A 23,126-nucleotide genomic window follows, 5' to 3' on the forward strand; every position below is an offset into this window, starting at 1 on the left:
ATTTTATTTCCTAATTTCTGCACCAGCTTGTGCCGTTAAATTCGCGATTAATTTCTGCATGGTGTTTTCAATCTGCTTATCGGTTAAGGTTTGTTCCTCATCCTGCAAAATGAAGTTCAAGGCATATGATTTTTTGCCTTCAGGTAATTTATCACCTACATACACATCGAACACACCAACCTCTTTGATCAGCTTTTTATCAGTTTTGAAAGCAATGCCTTTTAAAGTATTGAAAGTTACCGCCTGATCGATCAATAAAGATAAATCTCTACGCACTTGCGGGTACTTAGAAACCTCTTTGTTAACGATTTTATTTTTCCTTACAATATCCAACAAGGCCGCCCAATCAAAATCAGCATAAAAAACCTCCGCACTTACATCGGCTACTTTACGGTCGGCTTTTGAAACGGCGCCAAAACTCACCAGGGTCTTATCTCCACGGAAGTATTTAATCCCGTAAGCAAAATTTTCGTCGTTTAGGGTATCGGTTTGATAGCTTGCAATGCCCAAACGGCTTATAATGGCATCAACTGCCGATTTTAAGTTATAAAAGGTAGCCGATTTAGCATTGTGGTTCCATTGCTCGCTCTGTTTGGCACCCGAGATCAACAATAATAACCTTGAGCGCTCTACATACTGCTCATTAATTAAATGATAGGTTTTACCGAATTCATAAAACTTAACATCAGCATTTTTACGGTTCTGGTTGTAAGCTACACTTTCTAATGCAGGCATCAATAAATGTTGGCGCATTACATTTAAATCGCTGCTTAATGGATTTAAAATAAATACAGCTTCGTCTAGATTTTTCGAATAAGCCGACTTAGTTAACGAGTTGCACATAATTTCTGCATAACCGTTTGAGGTAAGCATATCTGCAATTACGTTGTGTGTATTTTCTTTTTCAGGCTTAATGCTGTAAGAAAGCGATGCATTTACCTTTGAAGGGATTTCGATATTGTTATAACCGTAAATACGCAATACCTCTTCTGTAATATCACATTCGCGGGTTACATCAACTTTAAACGATGGCACTCTTAAAGCCAAAGTATCTTCAGAGGTATTGGTTGCCGCAATACCCAAAGCGGTAATAATGTGTTTAATTTCGGCTGATGGAATGTTTGAACCAATTAATTTATTGATATTGGTATAACTTACTTCAAACTCGAACGGCTTGATATGACTTGGATAAATATCAGAAACTGATGAGGAGATTTCCCCGCCAGCAAGTTCTTTAATTAATAATGCTGCATATTTTAAAGCTGTAACCGTAATCTCCGGATCGGTACCACGCTCGTAACGGAAAGAGGCATCGGTTTTTAAGCCATGTCTTTTTGAAGTTTTACGTACAGAAACCGAATTAAAATAAGCACTTTCCAAGAAAATATTTTTGGTGTTGGCATCAACTCCCGAAGATTTTCCACCGAAAACACCGGCAATACACATTGGTGTTTCGGTATTGCAGATCATTAAATCATCTGCACTGAGTTTACGTTCAACATCATCAAGGGTTACAAAAGGCGTTCCTTCAGCTACTTTTTTCACGATTACTTTTCCGCCGGTAATTTTGTCGGCATCGAAAGCATGTAAAGGCTGTCCTAAACCATGAAGCACATAATTGGTAATATCAACCACATTATTGATGGGACGTAATCCAATTACCTTTAATTTATCTTTTAACCACTCTGGCGATTCTTTTACGGTAACGCCAGAAAGGGTTAGGCTGCTATAACGCGGACAAGCGGCTAAATCTTCTACTTCTACCGGAATTACCAGATTTTCATTATCTGTTTTAAAAGCTAAAAGATCAGGCATTTCATATTCGCTTCTGAAGTAAGCAGCCAAATCTCTCGCCACACCTAAATGCGAAGCCGCATCAGCACGGTTTGGTGTTAATCCGATTTCGAAAACAAAATCATCATCCATTTTGAAATGGTCTTTTGCACGGATTCCAATTTCGGTATCATCGGCAAGGATCATAATCCCATCATGCGATTTACCTAAACCGATTTCATCTTCAGCACAGATCATTCCCTGAGAAAGTTCTCCCCTTATTTTTGATTCTTTTATTTTAAATGGCTCGCCCTCTAAAGGATATACGGTTGTACCTACGGTAGCTACCACCACTTTTTGGCCAGCACCTACATTTGGGGCACCGCAAACAATCTGAAGGTTTTCTTTACCACCCACGTTTACCGTAGTAATGCGTAAACGATCGGCATTGGGATGCTGAACACAGGTTAATACTTCGCCGATAACCAAGCCCTCTAAACCGCCCACAACAGGCTGCACTTTTTCTACACCTTCTACTTCTAAGCCAACATTGGTAAGAATTAACGAAAGCTCTTGAGGTGTTTTATCGATCTGTACGAATTGTTTTAACCAGTTATATGATATTTTCATTTTGGAGTATCAGGTAGTGAGTATCAGGTATCAAGACAAATCTCGACTGATACTCTATTTCTATAAAACGCAAAGATATTATTTAAAGGTCAAAGGAGAAAGTTAAACCCGCAATCTTGACACAATAAAAATGACTAATGGCTAATATTTAAATTGGATAGAATTACTGCACATGCTCCTGCTCCTATTACCAACATTATAACAGATGCAATAACCAGTTTAAGGCCGGGTTTAACGGGTTGGTTATTTGCAGCTTTTACGATGATCTGAATGATACCAATTACAAACAACAATGCGACAACTACCCAATATACAATAAAAAGTCCCATAGCCGATATTTAACTGTTAAAGAGCAACACCGCACAGGCACCAAAACCTATCACCATCATAATTACCGAAATGATAAGCAATTTTAACCCAGATTTTACAGGCTCGTTCCTTGATGATTTGATAATAATCTGAATAATCCCCACAACAAAGAGTACAACTGCAGTAAGACAATAAACAATAAATAATCCGAATAAACCTTCCATGTTAGTTCATATTTAATTTTTCCCTGATCAGATCTATTTTGTTGTCGCGGTAAAAAATATTCATGGTTTCGAAGGGTACCATTTTATATTTATCACTCACAATATGTACACAGGATTTTTTAACAGCGCGTACATCAAAATCCAGCGGGTCCATAAAATTCATAATGATAATCCGAAATAAATTATCATAACTTAAACTATCCGATTTTACCCTTGGCAGGCAACACATCAATTCGCCAAAGGTATCTTCGGCACAATCTACCGAAACACCCGTACTAAACAAATTCAGCATGTGTTCTTTCAATTTTTCATCGTGTTCGAAAACGATGGTGTTTTTTGAATTGTTGAGTAAATCTTCCGGATTGATCAGATGTGTCATCGGGATCACCTCATCGCCGATTTTTAATGCATAGGCCATACACAGGGCATCGGGGTTGCATGGCACAGGGATTAAATCCTGAGGGGTAAAAACAGGGTATTGCTCATAAATTTTTCTGCGCACCTCAGTTAGGGTGATTCTTCCCTGTTGATCGTTATAATCATCATTTCTTCCGGCAACCTGAGTAGGCTGGAAAGTAACACCGCGAACACATTTCTGTTTAAGCGCATAATCTAAAATATCGCCAATTTCATGATCGTTAAGGCCATTTTGCAAAGTAACCACCAAAGTAGTAGATACATTAAACTGGTTGAGGTGATCGATGGCTTTTCTTCTTACTTCAGTAAGGTCTTCTCCCCTTAGCTTGGTTAATACTTCGGCGCTGAAACTATCAAACTGCAGGTAAATTTCAAAGTCGGGCATATAGCTGGCTAATTTTTCTACAAAGCCAATATCTTTTGCAATCCTGATACCATTCGTATTCACCATTAAATGTTTAATGGGTTTTGTTTTGGCAAGGTCTAAAATCTTAAAAAAATCGGGATGTACGGTTGGTTCTCCACCTGAAAGCTGAACCACATCGGGTTCACCTTCGTTTGCCACAACAACATCCATCATCCGTTCTATTTCTTCCAGCGTACGGTGCCTGCCATAATTTGGCGACGACATGGCATAACATGTTGGACAGGCCAGGTTGCAACGATCGGTAACCTCTATTACGGTTAAACACGAATGTTGTTCATGATCGGTACACAAACCGCAATCGTAAGGGCAACCGTAGTGCACTTTAGTATTAAACTTAAGCGGCATTTCCGATTGTTTATTGTAATTCCTGATCTGTTTGTAATATTCTACATCATCGGCAATCATTACTTTGCTATCGCCATGCGTTCTGCAATTTTTCAGCATAAATACCTTAGCATCCTGAAAAACAATTTTCGCATCACAAAGCTGTAAACATTCGGGACAAAGACTTTTGGTATAATCGTAGTATATATAATCTCTGGTATTGGCCATAATGTTTACTGTTTATGTAAAATCTGTTTCGAAATTCTGATGATGAATCTATAATAATAAATAAAAATAAACAATGCAGACCAATGAATGCTGCTTAAATTTAAAAATAATGAATGGTAAGGTTTTATAAATTCTACCCAAAAACGGAACAGGAAATATAACATCATAAACAATTTAAAACGGTCTCCATTAATCAATGTCTTATTTTTCAAGCCATTGAACAAAAAAATCAAAAGTACGAGGTAAACCATTTCGTAGAGCATGATGGGATGCCGCAATATGCCATCGCCCAAATCCATACCTGTAAAAAAATGGGTAGGGATGCCGTAGGTTGGCTCGTCGATGCCCATGGAAAAGCAACCGATACGGCCAATAATAAGGGCAACCAAAATCGGGATAACGTAGACATCTCCAGAGGCGATATTCACACCTATTATCTTTTTCATCAATTCAACACCGAACAAACCGCCAAGCAAACCGCCAACAATGGTTTTACTTTGATAAAGAACTGAAAAACTAAGGTGGCGAAGTACTTCGGGCGTTTCGAGCACAGCAATTACACGCGAGCCAATTAATGCTCCAAGCATAGCGCCCAGCATAATCCACAGTCTGTTTTCGTCAGATATCGGGTCTTTAATTCCTTTTTTATAGAAATAATACAACCTCACACCAATTATAAATGCCAGTGTTTCGAAAATATAGTGATAATGGTATAGGTTACCAAAAAATTCGAATTGAAAGGGAAACAGCGATTTTAACAGCATTTATTAAAACCAAAGTCTGCAAAAAACAGGTAAATGGTCAGAATAATACCTTTTATCCTTACTATCAGTTAATACAGCGAATTTCTGCACCTTAAATCCTTTGTTTACAAAAATGTAGTCGATCCTGTTTTTCAGGTCACTGTTAAAATCAAAAGCATTAAAAGTCCCTGTGGGGCCATATGGAGGCTCTACAGAAACATCTTTTGCATCGATAAGAAATGTTTTTATAGTGGCAATGGCTTCTGTTTCTGGTGTTACGTTTAAGTCGCCGGTAAAAACAACCGGTAGCGTTGGTGCAATCTGCTGTATTTTACGTTTAAGCAATTTAGCAGATTCGATCCTCGCCCGAACACCGATATGATCGTAATGTGTGTTAAAAACGATAAACTCTTTTTTATTCTGCTTATCGTACAATTTAACCCAGCTGCATATCCGGTTAAGTGCAGCATCCCAACCTTTTGATGGAACATCTGGTGTTTCTGACAACCAGAAAGTTCCGCCATCCTTTTTAGTGAACCTGTTTTTATCAAAATAAACGGCAGAAAACTCACCCTTTCTTTTACCATCTTCACGGCCAACACCCACTACATCGAAATTGGAATTCTCCAAAAGCGCATCAAACTGTTCAGGTAAGGCTTCCTGTACACAAAGAATATCAGCATCATGAAATTTCACCAGGGCTTTAACATCATCTTTCCGGTTAGGCCAGGCATTAATACCATCAGATGCTACATTTAAACGGATATTGTAAGTAATAATATTAATTGGGACTGCCGTTTTTTGCGCAAATGCCATAACGGTTAACAAAAGAAAAACAGGGATGATTTTTAAAGTATTCATAAATATAATTACACAATTTAATTAATGCTGGCTAACCAGTAATATTTAATTTTAAGCCGCTATTATACTAATTTAGCGTTAATTGTATTTTAACAACCAAATATCTTTTAAATTAAATCTTCATCCCGATAACTATAGTAACGGTTATTGGCAAAAATCAGGTGATCGACCACATACAGACTAAGCAAATTTCCTGAAGCAACCATATTCCTGGTTAATTTATCATCGCTCTCACTTGGCTTTAAACTTCCTGAAGGATGGTTATGTGCCAATACAATATTTGCGGCATTGTTTTCTAAAGCTGTTTTAAAAATAATTTTCGGATCGGCTACCGTACCTGCCTGTCCCCCTTTACTGATCAAAAATTTACCTATTACCCGGTTAGACCTGTTTAGGAGTAATATCCAGAACTCTTCGTGATTGAGATTAGCGAAAGTTTGATGTAAATATTTATAAACATCGTTAGAAGTAGTAACATGGGTAATGGCCTCCTCAGCAGTTTCCTTCCGCCGCAAACCAAGCTCCAGAGCGGCAATTATAGTTAATGCTTTGGCTTCTCCAATACCTCTAAACCTGGAAAGTTCCAGAATAGAAGCTTTCCCCAGTTTTGTTAAATTGTTATCGTAAAACGATAAAATCCTTTTACTTAAATCTACAGCGGTTTCATTTTTACTTCCTGAGCCAATTAAAATAGCAATCAGTTCGGCATCTGTTAAATGTCTTCGGCCATGTAATAAAAGTTTTTCACGCGGGCGATCTTCTTCGGCCCATAACTTTATACCTAGTTTCTGTTCGTAGTTTTCCATTTTTTTTTAGACAAAAAAAGGCATCCTAACTTTTGGTTAGGATGCCTCACTAATATCGTAAAAAAATTGGCTTATTTTAAACCGTTAACGAATTTCGTTAATTTTGATTTGTTATTAGCCGCTTTGTTTTTGTGGATAATATTCTTTTTAGCTAAACGATCTAACATAGAGATTACTTTAGGCAATAAATCAGATGCAGATTTTTTATCTTCTGCAGCACGTAATCTTTTAATAAAGGTACGTGTAGTTTTTGCCTGATATCTGTTACGTAAACGTTTTGTTGCGTTTGCTCTAATTCTTTTTAATGAAGATTTATGATTTGCCATTTCTATTTAGCCTTTTATTTTTCTTATTCGTTTCCTATAATTCGGGTTGCAAATATAGGATTAATGTTTTTAAATTACAAAACACTTTCAACTTTTTTTTCATTAAAATTGAACCCCATTTCCGAACTGCAAAAATACGTTAAAATTATTCATTATAAATACTTTAACTTAATTCAATAAAATTTCCTTTCGATTAAGAAAACAGGCTTAAAAATACTATTTTTGGGCAAAACGATTTTTGAGTGAAAAAACGAATAGCCATCTTTGCATCAGGTTCTGGCTCCAATGCCCAAAAACTGATGGAGCATTTTAAACGGAGTAATGAAATAGAAATATCTTTGGTGTTAACCAACAATGCCGATGCCTATGTATTACAGCGGGCTGATAATTTCGAAATTCCCACTCATATTTTCGACAAAAACGAGTTCTATAAAACCGACGAAATAATAGACCTGCTCAAAAATCTTGAAATCGATTTTGTTGTGCTTGCGGGTTTTCTCTGGCTGATCCCTAAAAACCTGATCCATGCTTACCCTGGCAGAATTGTAAATATCCATCCGGCAATCCTTCCAAAATTTGGCGGTAAAGGCATGTACGGTGACCATGTACACAATGCCGTTATGGCCGCCGGCGAAACTGAAGGCGGAATAACCATTCATTATGTTAATGAAAACTATGACGAAGGAGAGTATATTTATCAGGCCAGGTACAGAATAGACAAAAACGACAATCTGGAAATGGTAAAATTTAAAGGTCAGCAGCTCGAACACCAGCATTACCCACGTATTGTAGAAACCATTGTTAAAAAGATAAAAAAATAGCCTTTATAATAAGAGATTCTTATCTTACATTAATTAAACAGATTGTTTGCTTGCTTTTGGTGTCAAAACCAATAAAACACTTACAATAATGAGGAAGCCTATATTTAATAATGTTGCCCATCGGTAAGCAACCGGAAACAATGTTAATACCGGTGGATTATCCAGCCGCTGAAAGAAAACACCTCCAACAACCGCAACTCCTATAGCCACCGAGATCTGCTGCAATGTTAAATAAATGCCCGATGAGGCACCTAACATATTTTCGGGAATACTTTTTAAAGATATAGTCATTAAGGAGGGCAGGATTGTACCACAGCCAATCCCATAAACAAATAATATAATGGCAATTTGCCATTTAGGGGCATCAGGTGAATTAAAAATAATTACATGAAAAACGAGTGCCACAATCATAATAACCGATCCACACAGTGATACATATTTACCATAACGGGTTACCCGGCTTGCAAAAAACATAGATGCGAGCACATAACCCATTCCCTGGCAAACAAAGTAGATTCCGGTATGAACGGAACTAATGCCCATCCCGTTTTGCAAATAAACGGTATTGATCAAAAAGTAGGAATCCTGAACAAGATAATAAAACAGGGAAATTAAAAGCCCCATCCTGAAGTCAAAATTCTTAAACACCTTTATATTGAGCAAAGGATTTTTCCCCAAGCTTTTGCTTAACCATTGGTGATAAATAAAGGCAAGCAGCAAAACTACTGATAGTGCCAGCATTAAAATGCTCCACATTGGCCAGTTTAATTCCCTCCCGCGGATAAGCGGATAAATAAATGCTGTTAAAGTTAACATCAGCAACAAGCCTCCTGCAAAGTCAAATTTCTCAACGATTTTCACCTGCAACTCTTTAAGGTATTTAAAGCCCAAGACAACAGCAGTTATCCCTATGGGCACGTTTATTAAAAAAATTAAACGCCAGCTTTGTGAAATAATTTCCAGGTCAGGAATTAAGCCCCCTAAAAACTGGCCAGCAACAGAAGCAATGCCGGCAATACTACCATACACCCCCAGAACCTTTATTCTTTCCTTAGGATCGGGAAATAAATCAGGGATAAAAGCCATTCCTTGCGGAACCATAAAAGCAGCACTTATTCCCTGAATAAACCTGGCAATGTTTAGCTGGGTTGCCGATTGTGAAAACCCACAAACAAAAGAAGCAATCGTAAAAACCAACATCCCGGTTAAAAAGACCTTTTTCTTTCCGAAATATTCACCTGCCCGCCCACCAGTAATAAGGAAGGAAGCATACCCTACAATATACATCACGATTACAAACTGTATATCAGCATCGGTGCCTTTAATCCCGGTTTTGATGACGGGAAGCGCTACATTTACAATGAACAGATCCAGTACAGATAAAAATATAGCCGAACACACAATTAACAACAGGAACCACCTTTGATTTTTTTTCATACCCTTGCTTTTCTTATATTTAAAATTTAAAGTAAGAAAACGCTTTACGGGCAATCAAGTAGTCTTATAAACCGTACCAAGTATGCAAAACAGTACCAATAATGAGTATAAAGCAGTTACAAATGGAGAGAATCAGGATTTATTTTTAAATGACTCCCCATTGACAGGTGTATTTAAGGTAATTGGGGGCAAATGGAAAATTATGCTCATTAAAGCCATTGCAGCACAATGCCCTAAGCGGTTCGGCGAGCTTAAGCGAGAGATGAATTTCTTAAGCCAGGGCACGCTAACTACACAGCTTAAAGAAATGGAACGGGATGGCCTTATCCTCCGCGAAGCTTTTGCAGAATCTCCGCCACGCGTAGAGTATAAACTAACCAGTGTAGGCAAAACCCTCCTTCCTGTAATAGACGTTTTAGAAGATTGGTGGAACACCTTCCAGGCAAACAAATAGCAACACATATAAAGTAACCCGGCACTCCCATTTAGCACCTGTATTATCCCTATAAATAAAGCTCAAAAATGCAGCTGGAAAAGAAAAAATACCCCACAAAGAAAAATATATAATTAATTTCATTTTTATTGGATTCTGCACCTAAATAAATGCCTCTGTTTTACTACCTTTGCGGCTCAAAATTTTCAGTAGAATGAGTCAATCCATTAAAATCAAAAACGCTTTAATCTCAGTATATTATAAAGATGGTTTGGAGCCATTGGTAAAATTGTTGGCCGCGCAAGGGGTACAGTTATTTTCTACCGGTGGAACAGAACAATTCATCAAAGATTTAAATCTTCCGGTTACGGCGGTTGAAGATTTAACAGGTTATCCATCTATTTTAGGCGGACGTGTTAAAACTTTACATCCGAAAGTATTTGGTGGAATTTTAAACCGTAGAGCGTTAGCGGGAGATCAGGAGCAGATTGCTGAATATGAAATCCCTGAAATTGATTTGGTTATTGTTGACTTATACCCTTTTGAAGAAACCGTAAAAGCAGGCGGAACACCAGAAGAAATTATCGAGAAAATTGATATTGGTGGTATTTCCTTAATCCGTGCAGCTGCGAAAAACTTCAACGATGTGGTGATTATCGCATCGAAAAACGACTACCCTACTTTACAAGCCCAATTAGAAGCCCAAAATGGTGAAACTACTTTAGCACAACGTAAATCATTCGCTAAAACAGCGTTCCACACTTCTTCGCACTACGATACTGCAATTTTCAATTACTTCAATACAGAAGAGCCTCTTGATGTTTTCAAACAAAGCGTAACAGAAGCTAAAACTTTGCGTTATGGCGAAAACCCTCATCAAGGTGGTGTATTCTATGGCGATTTAGATGCGATGTTTACCAAATTGAACGGTAAAGAACTTTCTTATAACAATTTGGTAGATGTAGATGCAGCTGTTGCGTTGATCGACGAATTTGAAGATCCAACTTTTGCAATCTTAAAACATACAAACGCTTGTGGTATTGCTTCCCGCCCTACTGTTAAACAAGCCTGGATTGATGCATTGGCCTGTGATCCGGTTTCTGCCTTTGGTGGTGTATTGATTACCAATGTTGCGGTAGATTTAGAAACGGCTCAAGAAATCAACAACCTGTTTTTCGAAGTATTAATTGCACCTTCTTACCAAGCAGAAGCAATTGAGTTATTCAGCAAAAAGAAAAACCGCGTTATTTTACAACGTAACGAGGTTGAGTTGAGCAAAAAACAATTTAAAACCTTATTAAACGGTGTAATTGAGCAGGATAAAGATTTAATTATCGAAGGTCCTGAACAAATGACAACCGTAACCGATAAAGCACCAACGGCACAAGAGTTAAAAGATTTATTCTTCGCTAACAAAATTGTAAAACATACTAAATCGAACACCATTGTTTTGGTTAAGGATGATGTTTTAATTGCAAGCGGCGTTGGCCAAACTTCACGTGTTGACGCTTTAAGACAAGCGATTGAAAAAGCAGCGGCTTTCGGATTCAGTGTTAAAGGTGCTGCTATGGCTTCTGATGCTTTCTTCCCTTTCCCTGATTGTGTTGAAATTGCTGCCGAAGCCGGAATTACAGCTGTTCTGCAACCAGGTGGATCGATTAAAGATGCTGATTCTGTTGCTAAAGCAAATGAAAAAGGCATTGCAATGGTAACCACTGGGGTAAGACACTTTAAACACTAATCAAGCTTAAAGCCGAAAGACTAAAGCTTAAAGTGAAGATTCTTATAAAGCCTAATGGCATAAAACTTTAGTCTTTTAGCTTTGGTCTTTTAGCTCTTTATTTTCTGAACATTTTAATTGCCTTAAAAACAATTTAATAACTAAAGAAAATAAAACTTAAAACAATAAAAAAGCTATTTTTACATTAGGAATAGTATAGATTTGATAAAATAAAGAAAACATACCTTATACATGGGATTATTTAATTGGTTTACGCAAGAAGTTGCCATCGATTTAGGCACTGCGAATACCCTGATTATACATAACGACAAAGTAGTTGTAGATGAGCCATCTATCGTTGCTTTCGATCGTACTACAAACAAAGTCATTGCTATAGGTCGTCAGGCAATGCAAATGGAGGGTAAAACCCACGATAATATTAAAACCGTTCGTCCATTAAAAGACGGTGTGATTGCCGATTTCAACGCTGCTGAAGCGATGATTAAAGGCATGATCCGTATGCTTAATGGCGGTAAAGGATGGATGTTCCCATCTTTACGTATGGTAATCTGTATTCCATCTGGTATTACTGAAGTAGAAAAACGTGCAGTGCGCGATTCAGCTGAAATTGCCGGTGCAAAAGAAGTATACTTAATTCATGAGCCAATGGCAGCAGCTGTAGGTATCGGAATTGATGTAGAAGAGCCAATGGGTAACATGATTATCGATATAGGTGGCGGTACGACAGAAATTGCGGTTATCGCTTTATCAGGTATCGTGTGCGATCAATCTATCCGCGTTGCGGGAGATAACTTCGACTCTGATATTGTAAACTACATCCGCCGTCAGCACAACATTATGATTGGTGATCGTACTGCTGAAAAAATTAAAATTGAAGTTGGCGCAGCTTTGCCTGAATTACAGGATGCTCCTGCTGATTTCGCAGTTCAAGGTCGCGATTTAATGACCGGTGTACCTAAACAGATTACAGTTTCTTATACCGAAATTGCGCACTGTTTAGATAAATCGATCTCTAAAATTGAAGAAGCAATTTTAAAAGCTTTAGAGATTACGCCTCCGGAGCTTTCAGCAGATATTTACCAAACTGGTATCTATTTAACCGGTGGTGGTGCATTGTTAAGAGGTTTAGATAAGCGTGTAGCTGCTAAAACCAAATTACCCGTTCACGTTGCAGAAGATCCGCTTCGTGCAGTAGTTCGTGGAACTGGCATCGCCCTTAAAAACATTGGCGGATATAAATTCTTAATGCAATAACATTTAGCTTGGGGTTTGGGGTTGTGAGCTTGGAGTTTTCCACTCATACGCCAAACTTTTAACTCCCAACTCCAATCTTTTAACTCCAAACTCAAATGCGTAACCTTTGGATTTTCATCAGCAGATACAACGCATTTTTCTTATTTATCATTTTTTTTATCGTAGGGATCTATCTAACGGTGAAAAACAACTCCTATCAGCGTAGCGTAACTTTAAACTCAAGCAATGAAGTAGTAGGTACGGCATACGAAAGGTTAAATGTTTTTAAACGGTATTTAAATCTGGGTATGGTTAACGATAGCCTTGCAGCCGAGAATGCCAAGCTTAAAAGCCAATTATTGGCATTAACTACGGTAGATACGGCCAAATATGTTAAAGTGGTAGATACGGTTACCAATCAGCAATACACTTATTTGGCTGCCAAAGTGGTTAAAAATTCCATCACTTTACGCAACAACGTAATGACCATTAATAAGGGTACTGTTGACGGCATTAAAAGCGGTATGGCTGTTATTGCGCCTCAACGCGGAGTGGTCGGCTTTATCCGCGATGTTTCTGCACATTTGGCAACCATACAATCGCTATTGCATAAAGACACTAAAATTAGTGTAACCTTGAAAAAGAACAATGCGCTTGGGTCATTGGTTTGGGGCGATGGAAATTTCGATATTAAAAAGGCATTTGTTAAAGAGGTGCCCAACCATATTAAAATGTACGTTGGCGATAGTGTTGTTACTTCAGGTTACGGGTCATTTCCTGCCGGAATTTTGGTTGGAAAAATTATCAAGCCTAATGTAGCCACCAATGATAATTTCTTATCAGGAGAATTAAATTTATTTACAGATTTTAGCACATTGCAGTATGTATATGTGGTTAAAGATAAAAAAGCCGAAGAGCAAAAGGCTTTGGAAAGCTTAGTTAAACCGAATGAATAGTAGAATCATAATTGTAAATGTGATCAGGTGGTTTTTACTCCTTTTTGTGCAGATCTTCCTGCTCAAAAACATGGGCTTTTATGATCTTTCCACACCGTTTATCTATGTGCTGTTTTTGCTCCTGCTTCCATTCGGAATCCCCAATATTTTGTTGTACTTATTGGCTTTTGGAACAGGCTTAACACTCGATGCTTTTTACGATACCATGGGCGTACATGCTACGGCCTGCGTGGTATTGGCTTTTGTAAGGATTTCCTTTATATCGATAAGTTTAAACCGCGACGCAATTGACGACCCAGAACCATCGTTAAGTTATATGGGTTTCCAATGGTTTTCACTTTATGCTTTTCTTTGCGTTGTTGCACACCACCTGGTGCTGTTCTTTTTAGAAACATTTAGGCTAACCGAAATTGGTTATACCTTAATGAGATGCGGCTTAAGTTGTATCTTTACACTGCTTATTATTTTATTGGTAGAGTTTATATTCTATAGAAGAACACCACGCTAATGGATCAATTATTTAACCGAAAATATATCGTTCAAGGATTGTTTATTGCAATTGCCCTGATTTTATTGGGGAAGTTATTTTATATCCAGATTATTAGCGATGCGGCTTTCGTTTCAGCAGAAAGTAATGTTTTACGCAAAATTTATAAATATCCTGCCCGTGGTGCCATTCTAGACCGGAACATGAAGGTAATTGTACAAAATGAACCTGTGTACGACTTAATGGTTACGCCAAATGAAGTAAAACCTTTTGATACCTTGGCACTTGCACAGGCTTTAGACATTACTTTTGAGGATGTTCGGAAAAACCTTAAAAAAGCAAGGGGAAAATCGAGTTATCAGGCTACCCCTTTCCTCAAACAGATTTCTGTTCAAAGTTATGCTCGACTACAGGAAACCCTCTATCGTTTTCCGGGTTTTAGAACACAAGACAGAACCATCAGACATTATCCAGATAGTGTTGGCGGACAGTTATTTGGCTACGTAAAAGAAGTAAGCCCCACCGATATCGAAAAATCTGAAGGCTTTTACAAACCTGGCGATTATAAGGGTAAAAGTGGTTTAGAGTTTTCTTATGAAGAAACTTTAAGGGGTGAAAAGGGTGTAATTAATACGGTATACGATGCACACAATACTCCACAGGGAAGTTATGCCGATGGCAAATACGATGTAAACGCGGTTTCGGGCGAAAGATTGATCTCAGGCATCGATATGAGGATTCAAAAACTCGGTGAAGAATTGATGACGAACAAGGTTGGGGCAATTGTAGCGATTGAGCCTGCTACCGGAGAAATTCTTTCATTGGTAAGCAGTCCGGGCTATGATCCAAATCTATTGGTTGGCAGAAACCAGGGGAACAATTACATGGAATTTATTGTGGGTAATCCATATCGACCATCTTTAGTAAGACCAATAATGGGTTACTATCCTCCAGGATCGTCGTTTAAACCAGTTGATGCGCTAATCGGATTACAAGAAGGCGTAATAGATCCCAATACCACATTCTTTTGTCCGCACTATTATCAGGCTGGAAATAGAAAAATTAAATGCGAACACTTTGATGGTTCAATTTCGCTGAGAAGAGGTATTGCCCGTTCCTGCAATACTTATTTTTGTTATGTTTTTCAAAAGTTGATTACCAAAAACGGAATGAAAAACCAAAGACAAACCTATCAGGAATGGCGCGATAAAGTAGCCAAATTTGGTTTCGGATCAAAGCTCGACATTGATATGCCCTATGAAAGAAAAGGCTATTTTTATACCGCTGACCACTATGATAAAATTTATGGCAAAAGATGGGGTTACACCAACGTAATTTCGCAGGCTATTGGTCAGGGTGAGATTACCGCTACCCCATTACAAATGGCAAATGCCATGGCTATTATTGCTAACCGTGGTTATTACATTAAACCGCACTTAATTAAAGGTATAGGCGATAAAAATCTGGTTAAAAAAGAATATGTAGTTAAAAATTATGTAGGCGTAGACGCCAAACATTTCGAACCTGTAATTGATGGTATGCAGGACGCCGTAAACACCAGCTGGGGAACCGCCATACTATCTCGAATCCCAGATGTAGTACTCTGCGGAAAAACAGGAACGGTACAAAACCCACATGGCAAAAACCACTCGGTATTTATAGGCTTTGCGCCACGCGATAATCCAAAAATTGCCATCGCTGTAATTGTAGAAAATGCGGGTTATGGCAGTACTTATGCAGCGCCGATTGCCAGCTACATGATCGAAAAATATTTGAAAGGTAGTGTTAGCAGTGGAAGAGCTGCTCAGGTAGAGTGGATGAAGAATCAAAACCTACTTCCTTTACTAGTCGACAAAACAAAAAAGATCAAATTAACGAAAGCAGACAGTCTATTGCTTAAAAAAGCAGATTCAGCCAAAAGAATAAAAGATAGTTTGAGAATTAAATCGGCAACGATAAAACAAACGGTTACTACAAAGCCTAAAGAATTAAAAACAGCCTTAACCGATAAACCTGTAATCCAGAAATAAAATGCAACAGCAACAGGGAAACCGTTTTTTCTTTAATGTAGATTGGATTACTGTTTTAATCTATATTGCCTTATGCGCTATTGGTTTCATTAATATTTATGCTTCTGTTCCACCAGAACAAACAGCTGTGTTTGGTTTTAGTACACTTTACGGCAAACAGCTAATTTATATCATCACTGGTTTAATTTTAGGCTTATCTATCTTATTGTTTGATGGAAGGCTTTTCAATGTCTTCTCGCCTTTTATTTATGGCGGCACACTGTTGTTGTTAATGGCCGTATTGGTAATCGGCAACAAAGTGGCCGGGAACCAGGCATGGATTGCAATAGGCTCTTTCAAACTTCAACCTGCCGAATTTGCCAAGTTTGGCACAGCCTTGCTCCTAGCGAGATATGTAGGTGCATTTAACCCTAAATTCCGCGATGTTAAATCAATCATGATTGCTGGATTAATTGTGGGCGCACCGCTATTGTTAATTATGCTTCAGCCCGATACGGGTTCGGCATTGGTGTTTCTTGCATTTATGTTTCCATTGTACCGTGAAGGTTTATCAGGTTATTTTCTATTGATATTTTTGGGAATGATTGTGCTCTTTATTGCCGATTTCCTGGTACCTACCTATATCTTAATCATCATTATTACCACAATTGCTGGCCTTTTCATTTATAACAACAGAAGAAAACAAAAAATAATCTTCTCTACTGTTTTGGTAACCGTTTTCGCTATTGGCTATCTCTTTTTAATAAAAATTGCCTACGAAAAAGTTTTAGCGCCCCACCAACGTAGCCGTATCGAATTAATGTTAGGGCTTAAAACCGATAATAAAGGTGCGGGTTATAATGTAATTCAATCGCAGATTGCCATCGGCTCAGGGCAGGCAACCGGCCGTGGATTTTTACAGGGCACACAAACCAAATATGGTTATGTACCAGAGCAGAGTACCGATTTCATCTTCTCTACCATTGGTGAGGAATGGGGATTTATAGGCTGTTCTGTTGTGATAGGTCTGTATATGTTCCTGCTACTCCGATTGGTTAATTTAGCAGAAAGGCAACGATCCACATTCTCCAGGGTGTATGGCTATAGCGTAGCCTGTATCCTCTTTTTTCACGTTTTTATTAATATCGGGATGACGATTGGTATTATTCCCGTAATTGGGATTCCCCTACCCTTAATTAGTTATGGTGGTTCATCTTTATGGAGTTTTACGATCTTACTGTTCATCTTTTTAAAGCTGGACTCTAACCGGATGGGATTTATTTAGTCCTAAGTCGGAAGTCCTTAGTCTGGAGTCGATATACTAAAATGAATTCGTCATTCCAAAGCAAAAGAAATCTCCAGGATACGTTAAGGCCGAAAATCTATTTATTGGAAAGCAAAAGTTCTGCTAAAATCAATGTGTATTCCCGCTAACCGCTTTACTTCTCCCGATAAAACCTGTGAAACAAGCAAGCATACCAAAAAACAATAACCAGCAATGCTTAAATCGGGCTTCGTGCTCGCTTTTATCGGGTTTAGGTGGGCAGTTCTGTGCTAAGTTTTGTGTTAATAAACCCAACTTAACGGAAATCCTTTTTGGAAAAATCATGTTTTCCATTAAAAGTAAATTTACAAAAAGATTGAAGTGGGGGTGGGACTACAGCACCAATGAAATGCTGAACAATCATTTCCTAATGATTTACAAATTAGAATGGGTTTTCTATGATCACGGTTCTTAAGCTAGAGTTGATATATCAAGAGAGATGCGTCATCCTGAGGGTTAATCTATTTTATAAATCGATATGAGTGACGTATAATTGTTTTCTTTTTCCATACACCAGGGGCTTGCCTCGGCTCGCCGCCGCCGAAGGGCTCTTTCTTTTTGGCATCAAAAAGACCAGCGTAGCTAGCTTGATTGCCGTTGAAAACATAAAAGCCCATGAAAAAACAAAAAATGCCGGCAGAAAATTTTTCTTTTGAGGACAGTTGTGTGGGCAGGATAGTGCAGCCCGAAAAATTTGTTAGGCCGGATTTAAGTAGAACGGGGATTCCGTACTATGGCCCAGCTGGATGGAAATTCTAAAATAACTAAAATACTGATTAATAATGATTTGCAAAACAACATCAATGATAATTATTTCAAGCTCTAAGAAATCTATATATGGCATTGCAAATGCAAATTTCATAAATCCTTGTTATTCCAAAGGAATCATTTTGTGACAAACGATGATGACACATGATATACTGATACAAATCCAATAGCTATCGGATCTGTATGACGACGCGCGAGGTAACACCATTCGCCATCCCCAAACGCCTTAAGCTTATCGCTTCTACTTGCTAAATCTTCGGTTCAACAACTCGTAAAACTGATCAACAGTAGCCTGTTTATTGGCCCAGTTATTTTTCGCCGCATAATTATTTTGCAGGTAGCTATCTGCCGCTTCGAAACTGCTCATCTTATTTATGATATCAATTACTTCCGAATAGGCCAGATTATACCCATTAAAAAGATCTTTGATAAAAAGTAACTTTTCGTTTAAACTAATCGCCTGCTTTAAATCGGCGATAGGTGCTTTAACAGGCTCATCACTTTTACCATTTGTTTTGGCAAGCAGATCATTTAAACTTGGTGCAGGTTTAGCCGCTTCAGGCTGTGGAGATGGTTTTACCGGAACTGCTTCAGGCCTAAACAAGGGGCGCTCCTGTTCAACAGGCGGCGAAATAATGGAATCATCTAGTTTCACATCTTTCAGTGCCTCAATAGGCTCACTCTGCACAGCAACCGGTTCCACTTCTTTAACAGCCGCAAGAGGTTCTTCTTCGGCAATTACTAAAGGCTCTTCCTCTTCTTCCTGTGGAATTAAAAAAGGTTCAGGGCCAATTTCATCATCTTCAGTTGGTACAGGCTCTTCCTGAACAGATAAAGTTTCTTCCTTTTCGTGAATTATTTTTTTACGTGCTAAAATTTCTGCTTCTTCTTTGCTCAAAGGACGATCGAAAATTTCTTCAACAGATTTCGCTTCATAATCGAACTGGTCGTTTTCATCGTGTGTATCCAATACAAATTCAAAAGTATGGTCATCCTGGTCTGGCTTAAAGAAATCTTTATTCAAAAGTGATGAGGCTTTTTCTTGTTCAATAATTTCATCATCCAGCATTTCCTGTTTGGGCTTCACATCCACACGTTCTTCTTCTTCCTGGGCAGTAGCCACTTCTTCCAGTTCCTGAGGATCGAAACACTCATCGTCTTCTACATAACTTTTTTCAACTTCGGGCAGGATAATGGTATTTTGTTCGGCCAATAAAGCATGATTTCCAGGCTCGGCAGGCTTATCTTCCACTATGGTATTTAATTTTTTGACGATATTCACATGATCAGAAAGGAAATGGGCATTGGCCAGAAAAAGCTCCAGCTCCAAATCGTTTAATTGCTGAGGGTTTTGAGCTAAAAACTGATATTGCTCATTTAATTCTGTTAAAATGCTGCCGATCTTTCTGAAAATATCCTGTTGGTTCATCATAAAATTAAAACGAATTTTTAGTCGATTTATGTTGGTAACTATGTGTTCAAAAATAACACATAATTCTCATATTTGTTCGGTTTAAAAATTATAGAACGGACATAGGGGAATAAAAAAAGAGGCATGTTATTTAGCGAACAAAATTTTAGAAGAAGGGGCGAATTTTCCGGAAGTATAGAGGTGGTATGTGGCTCTATGTTTTCTGGTAAAACGGAAGAACTGATCCGCAGGTTAAAAAGAGCCCAGATTGCTAAGTTGAACGTCGAAATTTTTAAACCCCGTACCGATACCCGCTACCATGAAACTGCTGTGGTTTCGCACGATTTAAACTCGATAAACTCTACCCCGGTTGATAGCGCTTCTGCCATTTTACTGCTCGGCACCAATACACAGGTGGTTGGGATAGATGAAGCTCAGTTTTTTGATGATGAACTTCCTGATGTTTGCAATAAACTTGCCCTTAAAGGTATACGGGTTATTGTTGCGGGCCTGGATATGGATTTTACAGGCAAACCCTTTGGTCCGATGCCTGCTTTAATGGCCATTGCCGAACATGTTACCAAAGTAAATGCCGTTTGTGTTTGTTGTGGAAACCCTGCCCTATACAGTTACCGTACAGTTGCTGATGAAGCTACCGTTTTATTAGGTGAAAAGGAAAGTTATGAGCCACGATGCAGGGCTTGCTATAATCTCGGCAAGGGATAACACCATTCTTGATTAATGTGTACCTTTAAGTTGCACTTAAATATTGATATGGATAAACAATTTAAAATCAATGCTTTTAGAACCGGTTTAGCAAAATTCGTAACTTTCGAAGAAAAAGAATGGGAAATCTTAATTCAGTACCTGAGTTTTTCTACCCTAAAGAAAAAGGAACATTTTGTAGTTGAAGGAAAAGTATGTGATTATATTGCCTTTATTATTCAGGGTGCCGTAAGGCATTATCATGTTAAAGACGGACAAGAAATTACCGGTTATTTTTGTTTTGAAAATGAGCTGGTAAGTGCCTATAAAAGTTTTGTAAAAAGAGTACCGAGTACAAACTTTATTCAGGCCTTGGAGGAAACCCGACTTGTTCTTATTGCTTACGCCGATCTTCAGAAAATGTTAAACCACCCTGTGCTGGGGCTGAAAATGGAACGGTTTGGCCGTTTGGTTGCTGAATATTACATCTGCTGTTTTGAAGACCGTCTTAATGCTTTTGTTCGCAAAGCCCCGAAGAGCGTTATACTGCACTTGAAAAAACTGCAAAAGATATTTTTCAGCGTGTTCCCCAACACTATATCGCCAATTTTTTAGGTATTACCCCTGTTTCACTCTCGCGTATCCGTAAACGCACACTCATTTTAAAGGATTAAATTTAAACCTTATCTTTTGTTAACGTTTTTAGGGTTCAATGCCGCATAACTTTGAACTAATCAAAAACGAAGATATGCACACTATAATAGGCGCCGGCGGACCAACAGCAAACGCATTAACCAGAGAATTAACCGATACTAACGAAACCATTAGATTGGTTAGCCGAAAACCAATTTCTACAAACAACCCAAATGTAAGCTGGGTTAAGGCTGATTTATTAAACGAAACTGAACTTTTCACAGCAGCAGAAGGTTCGAAAATAATATACCTATGCGCCGGTTTGGTTTACGATGCCAAAGTATGGCAAGAACAATGGCCGGTAATTATTCAGAATGTAATTAACTTAACCAAACGTACTGGTGCAAGGCTAATATTTTTTGATAATGTTTATATGTATGGCCTGGTAAATGGCCCAATGACAGAAGATACGCCTTACCATCCCTGTAGCTTAAAAGGAGAAGTAAGGACAAAGGTAGCCGAACAATTAATGAGCGAATCGAAAGCGGGTAAAATAAATGTAACCATTGCCCGTGCTGCAGATTTTTATGGAGCAGATTCGATGAACAGCTTTTTTGATATGATGGTACTCGATAAGTTTGCCAAAAAAAATAGCGCTCAATGGATAGGAGACCCAAATACACTACACAGTTTTACTTACATTGAAGATGCTGGAAAAGCTTTATTTTTGTTAGGACAAACACCCGATTCTGGCAACCAGATATGGCACCTGCCCACCGCAGCTCCTTTAAAAGGGAAAGATTTTATAGAAATGGCTGCAAAAATTTATGAAACCAAACCTCAATATTCGACCATTAATAAACTGATGCTACGTTTAGTAGGTCTATTTAAAAAGGTAGTTGCGGGTACTGTAGAAATGTACTACCAGTATGATCATGATTATCATTTCGATTCTACCAAATTTGAAAAGGCATTTAACTTTAAGCCTACTGCTTATTATGATGGCATTTTAAAATTATCAAAAACAATGTATAAAAAGCAGAATTGACAAGAATCAGGGCAAATTATAAAGCCAACTATTTATCTTTAGCGCAAATGATTCAAGATAATACAACAGGTAAAAACAACATTAAAACCATATCTATTTTAGGTTGCGGTTGGTTCGGGCTGGCTTTAGCCAAAAAACTGACCGGGTTAAATTATATCGTTAAGGGTTCTACTACAAGTCAGGAGAAACTAGCAATACTTCAGGCCGAAAATATACAGCCGTTTTTAGTCAACTTTACGGCAGAAGCGGTTGTAGCCGACCCAGCTTTTTTTGAGGCTGATACCTTGTTTATCTGTATACCTCCAAAGCGTAATTCGACTGAACTTCTTGATTATCCCCAAAAAATAGATTCAATTTTGGCTGCAGCGAAAGATCAATCGAAGCATGTGGTATTGATCAGTTCGACGAGTGTTTATGCTGATGAAAACAAAACAGTAAATGAAACCAGCGAGACACATCCTGATACGGATTCAGGAAGAGTCGTTTTAGCTGCAGAAATCCGATTTAAAGAACTATTTCCCGAAAACTGCACAGTGATCCGCTTTGCAGGCTTAATTGGCCCCGACCGTAACCCTGGGAGATTTTTTGCCGGAAAAAGTAATGTGCCGAATGGTTTAGCTCCCGTAAACTTAATTCACCAAACAGATGCTGTAGGGATTGCAGTTAAACTTTTAGAAAAACAGGCATTCGGCAGAACGTACAATGCCTGCTCGCCAAACCATCCTGCAAAAATGGATTTCTATGCCAATGCAGCCAAAACCACAGGGCTTGCCATACCTGATTTTATTGCAGAAAAGAAAGATTGGAAAATTATTGAGAGTATTAATGTACCTCGGTTTTTGAGTTATACCTTTGAGGTTGGGATTTAATGTTCACCTTAACGGAGGTGCATTTATAAGTCGCAGCGTCATTCCCAACTTGATTGGGAACCACGTAGTGCTCATGAATGCCCTTGAAGAGAGAAAAGCTTATGAATAATCGTAATGCAATAAGCTTTAAGATTCCCACCTGCGTGGGAATGACGACCGATTTTTGAAATCCGCGTTGATCTC

At 38.3% G+C, this 23,126-nt stretch carries 23 protein-coding genes; 13 read left to right on the top strand and 10 right to left on the bottom strand.

The window, feature by feature from the left end:
- Nucleotides 1–3: 3 nt before the first annotated feature.
- The 8 genes from pheT to rpsT form a co-directional block, all read right to left on the bottom strand.
- On the bottom strand, nucleotides 4–2,403 hold the full coding sequence (gene pheT, locus LQ201_RS03535; RefSeq protein ID WP_230145377.1) for a phenylalanine--tRNA ligase subunit beta: 2,400 nt from the start codon (nucleotides 2,401–2,403) through the stop codon (nucleotides 4–6).
- A gap of 134 nt (nucleotides 2,404–2,537) precedes the next feature.
- Nucleotides 2,538–2,732 (bottom strand): hypothetical protein, encoded by a 195-nt coding sequence (locus tag LQ201_RS03540; RefSeq protein ID WP_230145378.1) that lies wholly within the window; start codon nucleotides 2,730–2,732, stop codon nucleotides 2,538–2,540.
- 9 nt (nucleotides 2,733–2,741) lie between these two features.
- A complete protein-coding gene (locus LQ201_RS03545; protein WP_215129284.1) occupies nucleotides 2,742–2,936 on the bottom strand; it encodes a hypothetical protein in 195 nt (64 codons plus the stop codon).
- Nucleotide 2,937: 1 nt separating this feature from the next.
- Nucleotides 2,938–4,332, bottom strand: coding sequence for a radical SAM protein (locus tag LQ201_RS03550; protein WP_230145379.1), 1,395 nt, complete (start codon nucleotides 4,330–4,332; stop codon nucleotides 2,938–2,940).
- Between the two features lie 5 nt (nucleotides 4,333–4,337).
- Complete coding sequence (locus LQ201_RS03555) at nucleotides 4,338–5,096, bottom strand: prolipoprotein diacylglyceryl transferase (RefSeq protein ID WP_230145380.1); 759 nt, start codon at nucleotides 5,094–5,096, stop codon at nucleotides 4,338–4,340.
- 3 nt (nucleotides 5,097–5,099) lie between these two features.
- On the bottom strand, nucleotides 5,100–5,936 hold the full coding sequence (locus LQ201_RS03560; protein ID WP_230145381.1) for an endonuclease/exonuclease/phosphatase family protein: 837 nt from the start codon (nucleotides 5,934–5,936) through the stop codon (nucleotides 5,100–5,102).
- 107 nt (nucleotides 5,937–6,043) lie between these two features.
- Complete coding sequence (radC, locus tag LQ201_RS03565) at nucleotides 6,044–6,742, bottom strand: DNA repair protein RadC (RefSeq protein ID WP_029277287.1); 699 nt, start codon at nucleotides 6,740–6,742, stop codon at nucleotides 6,044–6,046.
- 71 nt (nucleotides 6,743–6,813) lie between these two features.
- Nucleotides 6,814–7,068 carry a 30S ribosomal protein S20 gene (gene rpsT / locus LQ201_RS03570; protein WP_029277289.1) on the bottom strand — a complete coding sequence of 85 codons (255 nt, stop codon included), beginning with the start codon at nucleotides 7,066–7,068 and terminating at the stop codon, nucleotides 6,814–6,816.
- A gap of 242 nt (nucleotides 7,069–7,310) precedes the next feature.
- On the opposite strand from rpsT, the gene purN reads away from it, so the two are divergent.
- Nucleotides 7,311–7,889, top strand: a complete 579-nt coding sequence (purN, locus tag LQ201_RS03575) for a phosphoribosylglycinamide formyltransferase (protein ID WP_057932500.1) — start codon at nucleotides 7,311–7,313, stop codon at nucleotides 7,887–7,889.
- A 33-nt stretch (nucleotides 7,890–7,922) separates the two neighbouring features.
- Here the strand turns inward: purN and LQ201_RS03580 are convergent, their stop codons facing one another.
- Nucleotides 7,923–9,380 (bottom strand): MFS transporter, encoded by a 1,458-nt coding sequence (locus LQ201_RS03580; RefSeq protein ID WP_371823031.1) that lies wholly within the window; start codon nucleotides 9,378–9,380, stop codon nucleotides 7,923–7,925.
- Nucleotides 9,381–9,408: 28 nt separating this feature from the next.
- Between LQ201_RS03580 and LQ201_RS03585 the strand changes: the two genes are divergently transcribed.
- The 8 genes from LQ201_RS03585 to LQ201_RS03620 all read left to right on the top strand — a co-directional run bounded on the left by LQ201_RS03585 (nucleotide 9,409) and on the right by LQ201_RS03620 (nucleotide 18,268).
- Nucleotides 9,409–9,780, top strand: coding sequence for a helix-turn-helix domain-containing protein (locus LQ201_RS03585; protein WP_230145383.1), 372 nt, complete (start codon nucleotides 9,409–9,411; stop codon nucleotides 9,778–9,780).
- Between the two features lie 193 nt (nucleotides 9,781–9,973).
- Nucleotides 9,974–11,500, top strand: a complete 1,527-nt coding sequence (purH, locus tag LQ201_RS03590; RefSeq protein ID WP_230145384.1) for a bifunctional phosphoribosylaminoimidazolecarboxamide formyltransferase/IMP cyclohydrolase — start codon at nucleotides 9,974–9,976, stop codon at nucleotides 11,498–11,500.
- Between the two features lie 231 nt (nucleotides 11,501–11,731).
- Complete coding sequence (locus LQ201_RS03595; RefSeq protein WP_010601761.1) at nucleotides 11,732–12,754, top strand: rod shape-determining protein; 1,023 nt, start codon at nucleotides 11,732–11,734, stop codon at nucleotides 12,752–12,754.
- 95 nt (nucleotides 12,755–12,849) lie between these two features.
- Nucleotides 12,850–13,689 (top strand): rod shape-determining protein MreC, encoded by an 840-nt coding sequence (gene mreC / locus LQ201_RS03600; protein WP_230145385.1) that lies wholly within the window; start codon nucleotides 12,850–12,852, stop codon nucleotides 13,687–13,689.
- Nucleotides 13,682–14,197 (top strand): hypothetical protein, encoded by a 516-nt coding sequence (locus tag LQ201_RS03605; RefSeq protein ID WP_029277298.1) that lies wholly within the window; start codon nucleotides 13,682–13,684, stop codon nucleotides 14,195–14,197. Before mreC ends, LQ201_RS03605 begins: the two co-directional genes overlap by 8 nt.
- On the top strand, nucleotides 14,197–16,206 hold the full coding sequence (mrdA, locus tag LQ201_RS03610) for a penicillin-binding protein 2 (protein WP_230145386.1): 2,010 nt from the start codon (nucleotides 14,197–14,199) through the stop codon (nucleotides 16,204–16,206). Before LQ201_RS03605 ends, mrdA begins: the two co-directional genes overlap by 1 nt.
- Before the next feature lies 1 nt (nucleotide 16,207).
- Nucleotides 16,208–17,470: a rod shape-determining protein RodA gene (gene rodA / locus LQ201_RS03615; protein WP_230145387.1), complete on the top strand. Its 1,263-nt coding sequence runs from the start codon at nucleotides 16,208–16,210 to the stop codon at nucleotides 17,468–17,470.
- Between the two features lie 654 nt (nucleotides 17,471–18,124).
- Nucleotides 18,125–18,268 (top strand): hypothetical protein, encoded by a 144-nt coding sequence (locus tag LQ201_RS03620; RefSeq protein WP_230145388.1) that lies wholly within the window; start codon nucleotides 18,125–18,127, stop codon nucleotides 18,266–18,268.
- 250 nt (nucleotides 18,269–18,518) lie between these two features.
- On the opposite strand, the gene LQ201_RS03625 is transcribed toward LQ201_RS03620, so the two are convergent.
- The gene (locus LQ201_RS03625; RefSeq protein ID WP_230145389.1) at nucleotides 18,519–19,709 is read right to left on the bottom strand and encodes a hypothetical protein; all 1,191 of its coding nucleotides are present in this window, start codon (nucleotides 19,707–19,709) and stop codon (nucleotides 18,519–18,521) included.
- A 123-nt stretch (nucleotides 19,710–19,832) separates the two neighbouring features.
- Here LQ201_RS03625 and LQ201_RS03630 point away from each other — a divergent pair, with 123 nt between their 5' ends.
- From LQ201_RS03630 to LQ201_RS03645, 4 genes are all read left to right on the top strand, one after another.
- The gene (locus LQ201_RS03630; RefSeq protein WP_051691820.1) at nucleotides 19,833–20,414 is read left to right on the top strand and encodes a thymidine kinase; all 582 of its coding nucleotides are present in this window, start codon (nucleotides 19,833–19,835) and stop codon (nucleotides 20,412–20,414) included.
- A gap of 48 nt (nucleotides 20,415–20,462) precedes the next feature.
- Nucleotides 20,463–21,008, top strand: a complete 546-nt coding sequence (locus LQ201_RS03635; protein ID WP_230145390.1) for a Crp/Fnr family transcriptional regulator — start codon at nucleotides 20,463–20,465, stop codon at nucleotides 21,006–21,008.
- Between the two features lie 133 nt (nucleotides 21,009–21,141).
- Nucleotides 21,142–22,074, top strand: a complete 933-nt coding sequence (locus tag LQ201_RS03640; protein WP_230145391.1) for an NAD-dependent epimerase/dehydratase family protein — start codon at nucleotides 21,142–21,144, stop codon at nucleotides 22,072–22,074.
- Nucleotides 22,071–22,943: an SDR family oxidoreductase gene (locus tag LQ201_RS03645; RefSeq protein WP_230146601.1), complete on the top strand. Its 873-nt coding sequence runs from the start codon at nucleotides 22,071–22,073 to the stop codon at nucleotides 22,941–22,943. The genes LQ201_RS03640 and LQ201_RS03645 overlap by 4 nt, the downstream gene beginning before the upstream one ends.
- Nucleotides 22,944–23,126 lie beyond the last annotated feature (183 nt).

The sequence above is a fragment of the Pedobacter sp. Bi126 genome (assembly GCF_918698245.1).
GTDB lineage: Bacteria > Bacteroidota > Bacteroidia > Sphingobacteriales > Sphingobacteriaceae > Pedobacter.

Bases quoted from the DNA above. Each gene is read 5' to 3' on its own strand.
- LQ201_RS03595 (WP_010601761.1), top strand. From the start codon at position 11,732: ATGGGATTATTTAATTGGTTTACGCAAGAAGTTGCCATCGATTTAGGC.
- LQ201_RS03635 (WP_230145390.1), top strand. From the start codon at position 20,463: ATGGATAAACAATTTAAAATCAATGCTTTTAGAACCGGTTTAGCAAAA.
- LQ201_RS03585 (WP_230145383.1), top strand. From the start codon at position 9,409: ATGCAAAACAGTACCAATAATGAGTATAAAGCAGTTACAAATGGAGAG.
- radC (WP_029277287.1), bottom strand. From the start codon at position 6,742: ATGGAAAACTACGAACAGAAACTAGGTATAAAGTTATGGGCCGAAGAA.
- rpsT (WP_029277289.1), bottom strand. From the start codon at position 7,068: ATGGCAAATCATAAATCTTCATTAAAAAGAATTAGAGCAAACGCAACA.
- rodA (WP_230145387.1), top strand. From the start codon at position 16,208: ATGCAACAGCAACAGGGAAACCGTTTTTTCTTTAATGTAGATTGGATT.
- LQ201_RS03630 (WP_051691820.1), top strand. From the start codon at position 19,833: ATGTTATTTAGCGAACAAAATTTTAGAAGAAGGGGCGAATTTTCCGGA.
- LQ201_RS03550 (WP_230145379.1), bottom strand. From the start codon at position 4,332: ATGGCCAATACCAGAGATTATATATACTACGATTATACCAAAAGTCTT.
- LQ201_RS03620 (WP_230145388.1), top strand. From the start codon at position 18,125: ATGAAAAAACAAAAAATGCCGGCAGAAAATTTTTCTTTTGAGGACAGT.
- LQ201_RS03605 (WP_029277298.1), top strand. From the start codon at position 13,682: ATGAATAGTAGAATCATAATTGTAAATGTGATCAGGTGGTTTTTACTC.
- mreC (WP_230145385.1), top strand. From the start codon at position 12,850: ATGCGTAACCTTTGGATTTTCATCAGCAGATACAACGCATTTTTCTTA.
- LQ201_RS03640 (WP_230145391.1), top strand. From the start codon at position 21,142: ATGCACACTATAATAGGCGCCGGCGGACCAACAGCAAACGCATTAACC.
- LQ201_RS03545 (WP_215129284.1), bottom strand. From the start codon at position 2,936: ATGGAAGGTTTATTCGGATTATTTATTGTTTATTGTCTTACTGCAGTT.
- LQ201_RS03560 (WP_230145381.1), bottom strand. From the start codon at position 5,936: ATGAATACTTTAAAAATCATCCCTGTTTTTCTTTTGTTAACCGTTATG.
- LQ201_RS03540 (WP_230145378.1), bottom strand. From the start codon at position 2,732: ATGGGACTTTTTATTGTATATTGGGTAGTTGTCGCATTGTTGTTTGTA.
- LQ201_RS03555 (WP_230145380.1), bottom strand. From the start codon at position 5,096: ATGCTGTTAAAATCGCTGTTTCCCTTTCAATTCGAATTTTTTGGTAAC.
- LQ201_RS03625 (WP_230145389.1), bottom strand. From the start codon at position 19,709: ATGATGAACCAACAGGATATTTTCAGAAAGATCGGCAGCATTTTAACA.
- mrdA (WP_230145386.1), top strand. From the start codon at position 14,197: ATGGATCAATTATTTAACCGAAAATATATCGTTCAAGGATTGTTTATT.
- pheT (WP_230145377.1), bottom strand. From the start codon at position 2,403: ATGAAAATATCATATAACTGGTTAAAACAATTCGTACAGATCGATAAA.
- purH (WP_230145384.1), top strand. From the start codon at position 9,974: ATGAGTCAATCCATTAAAATCAAAAACGCTTTAATCTCAGTATATTAT.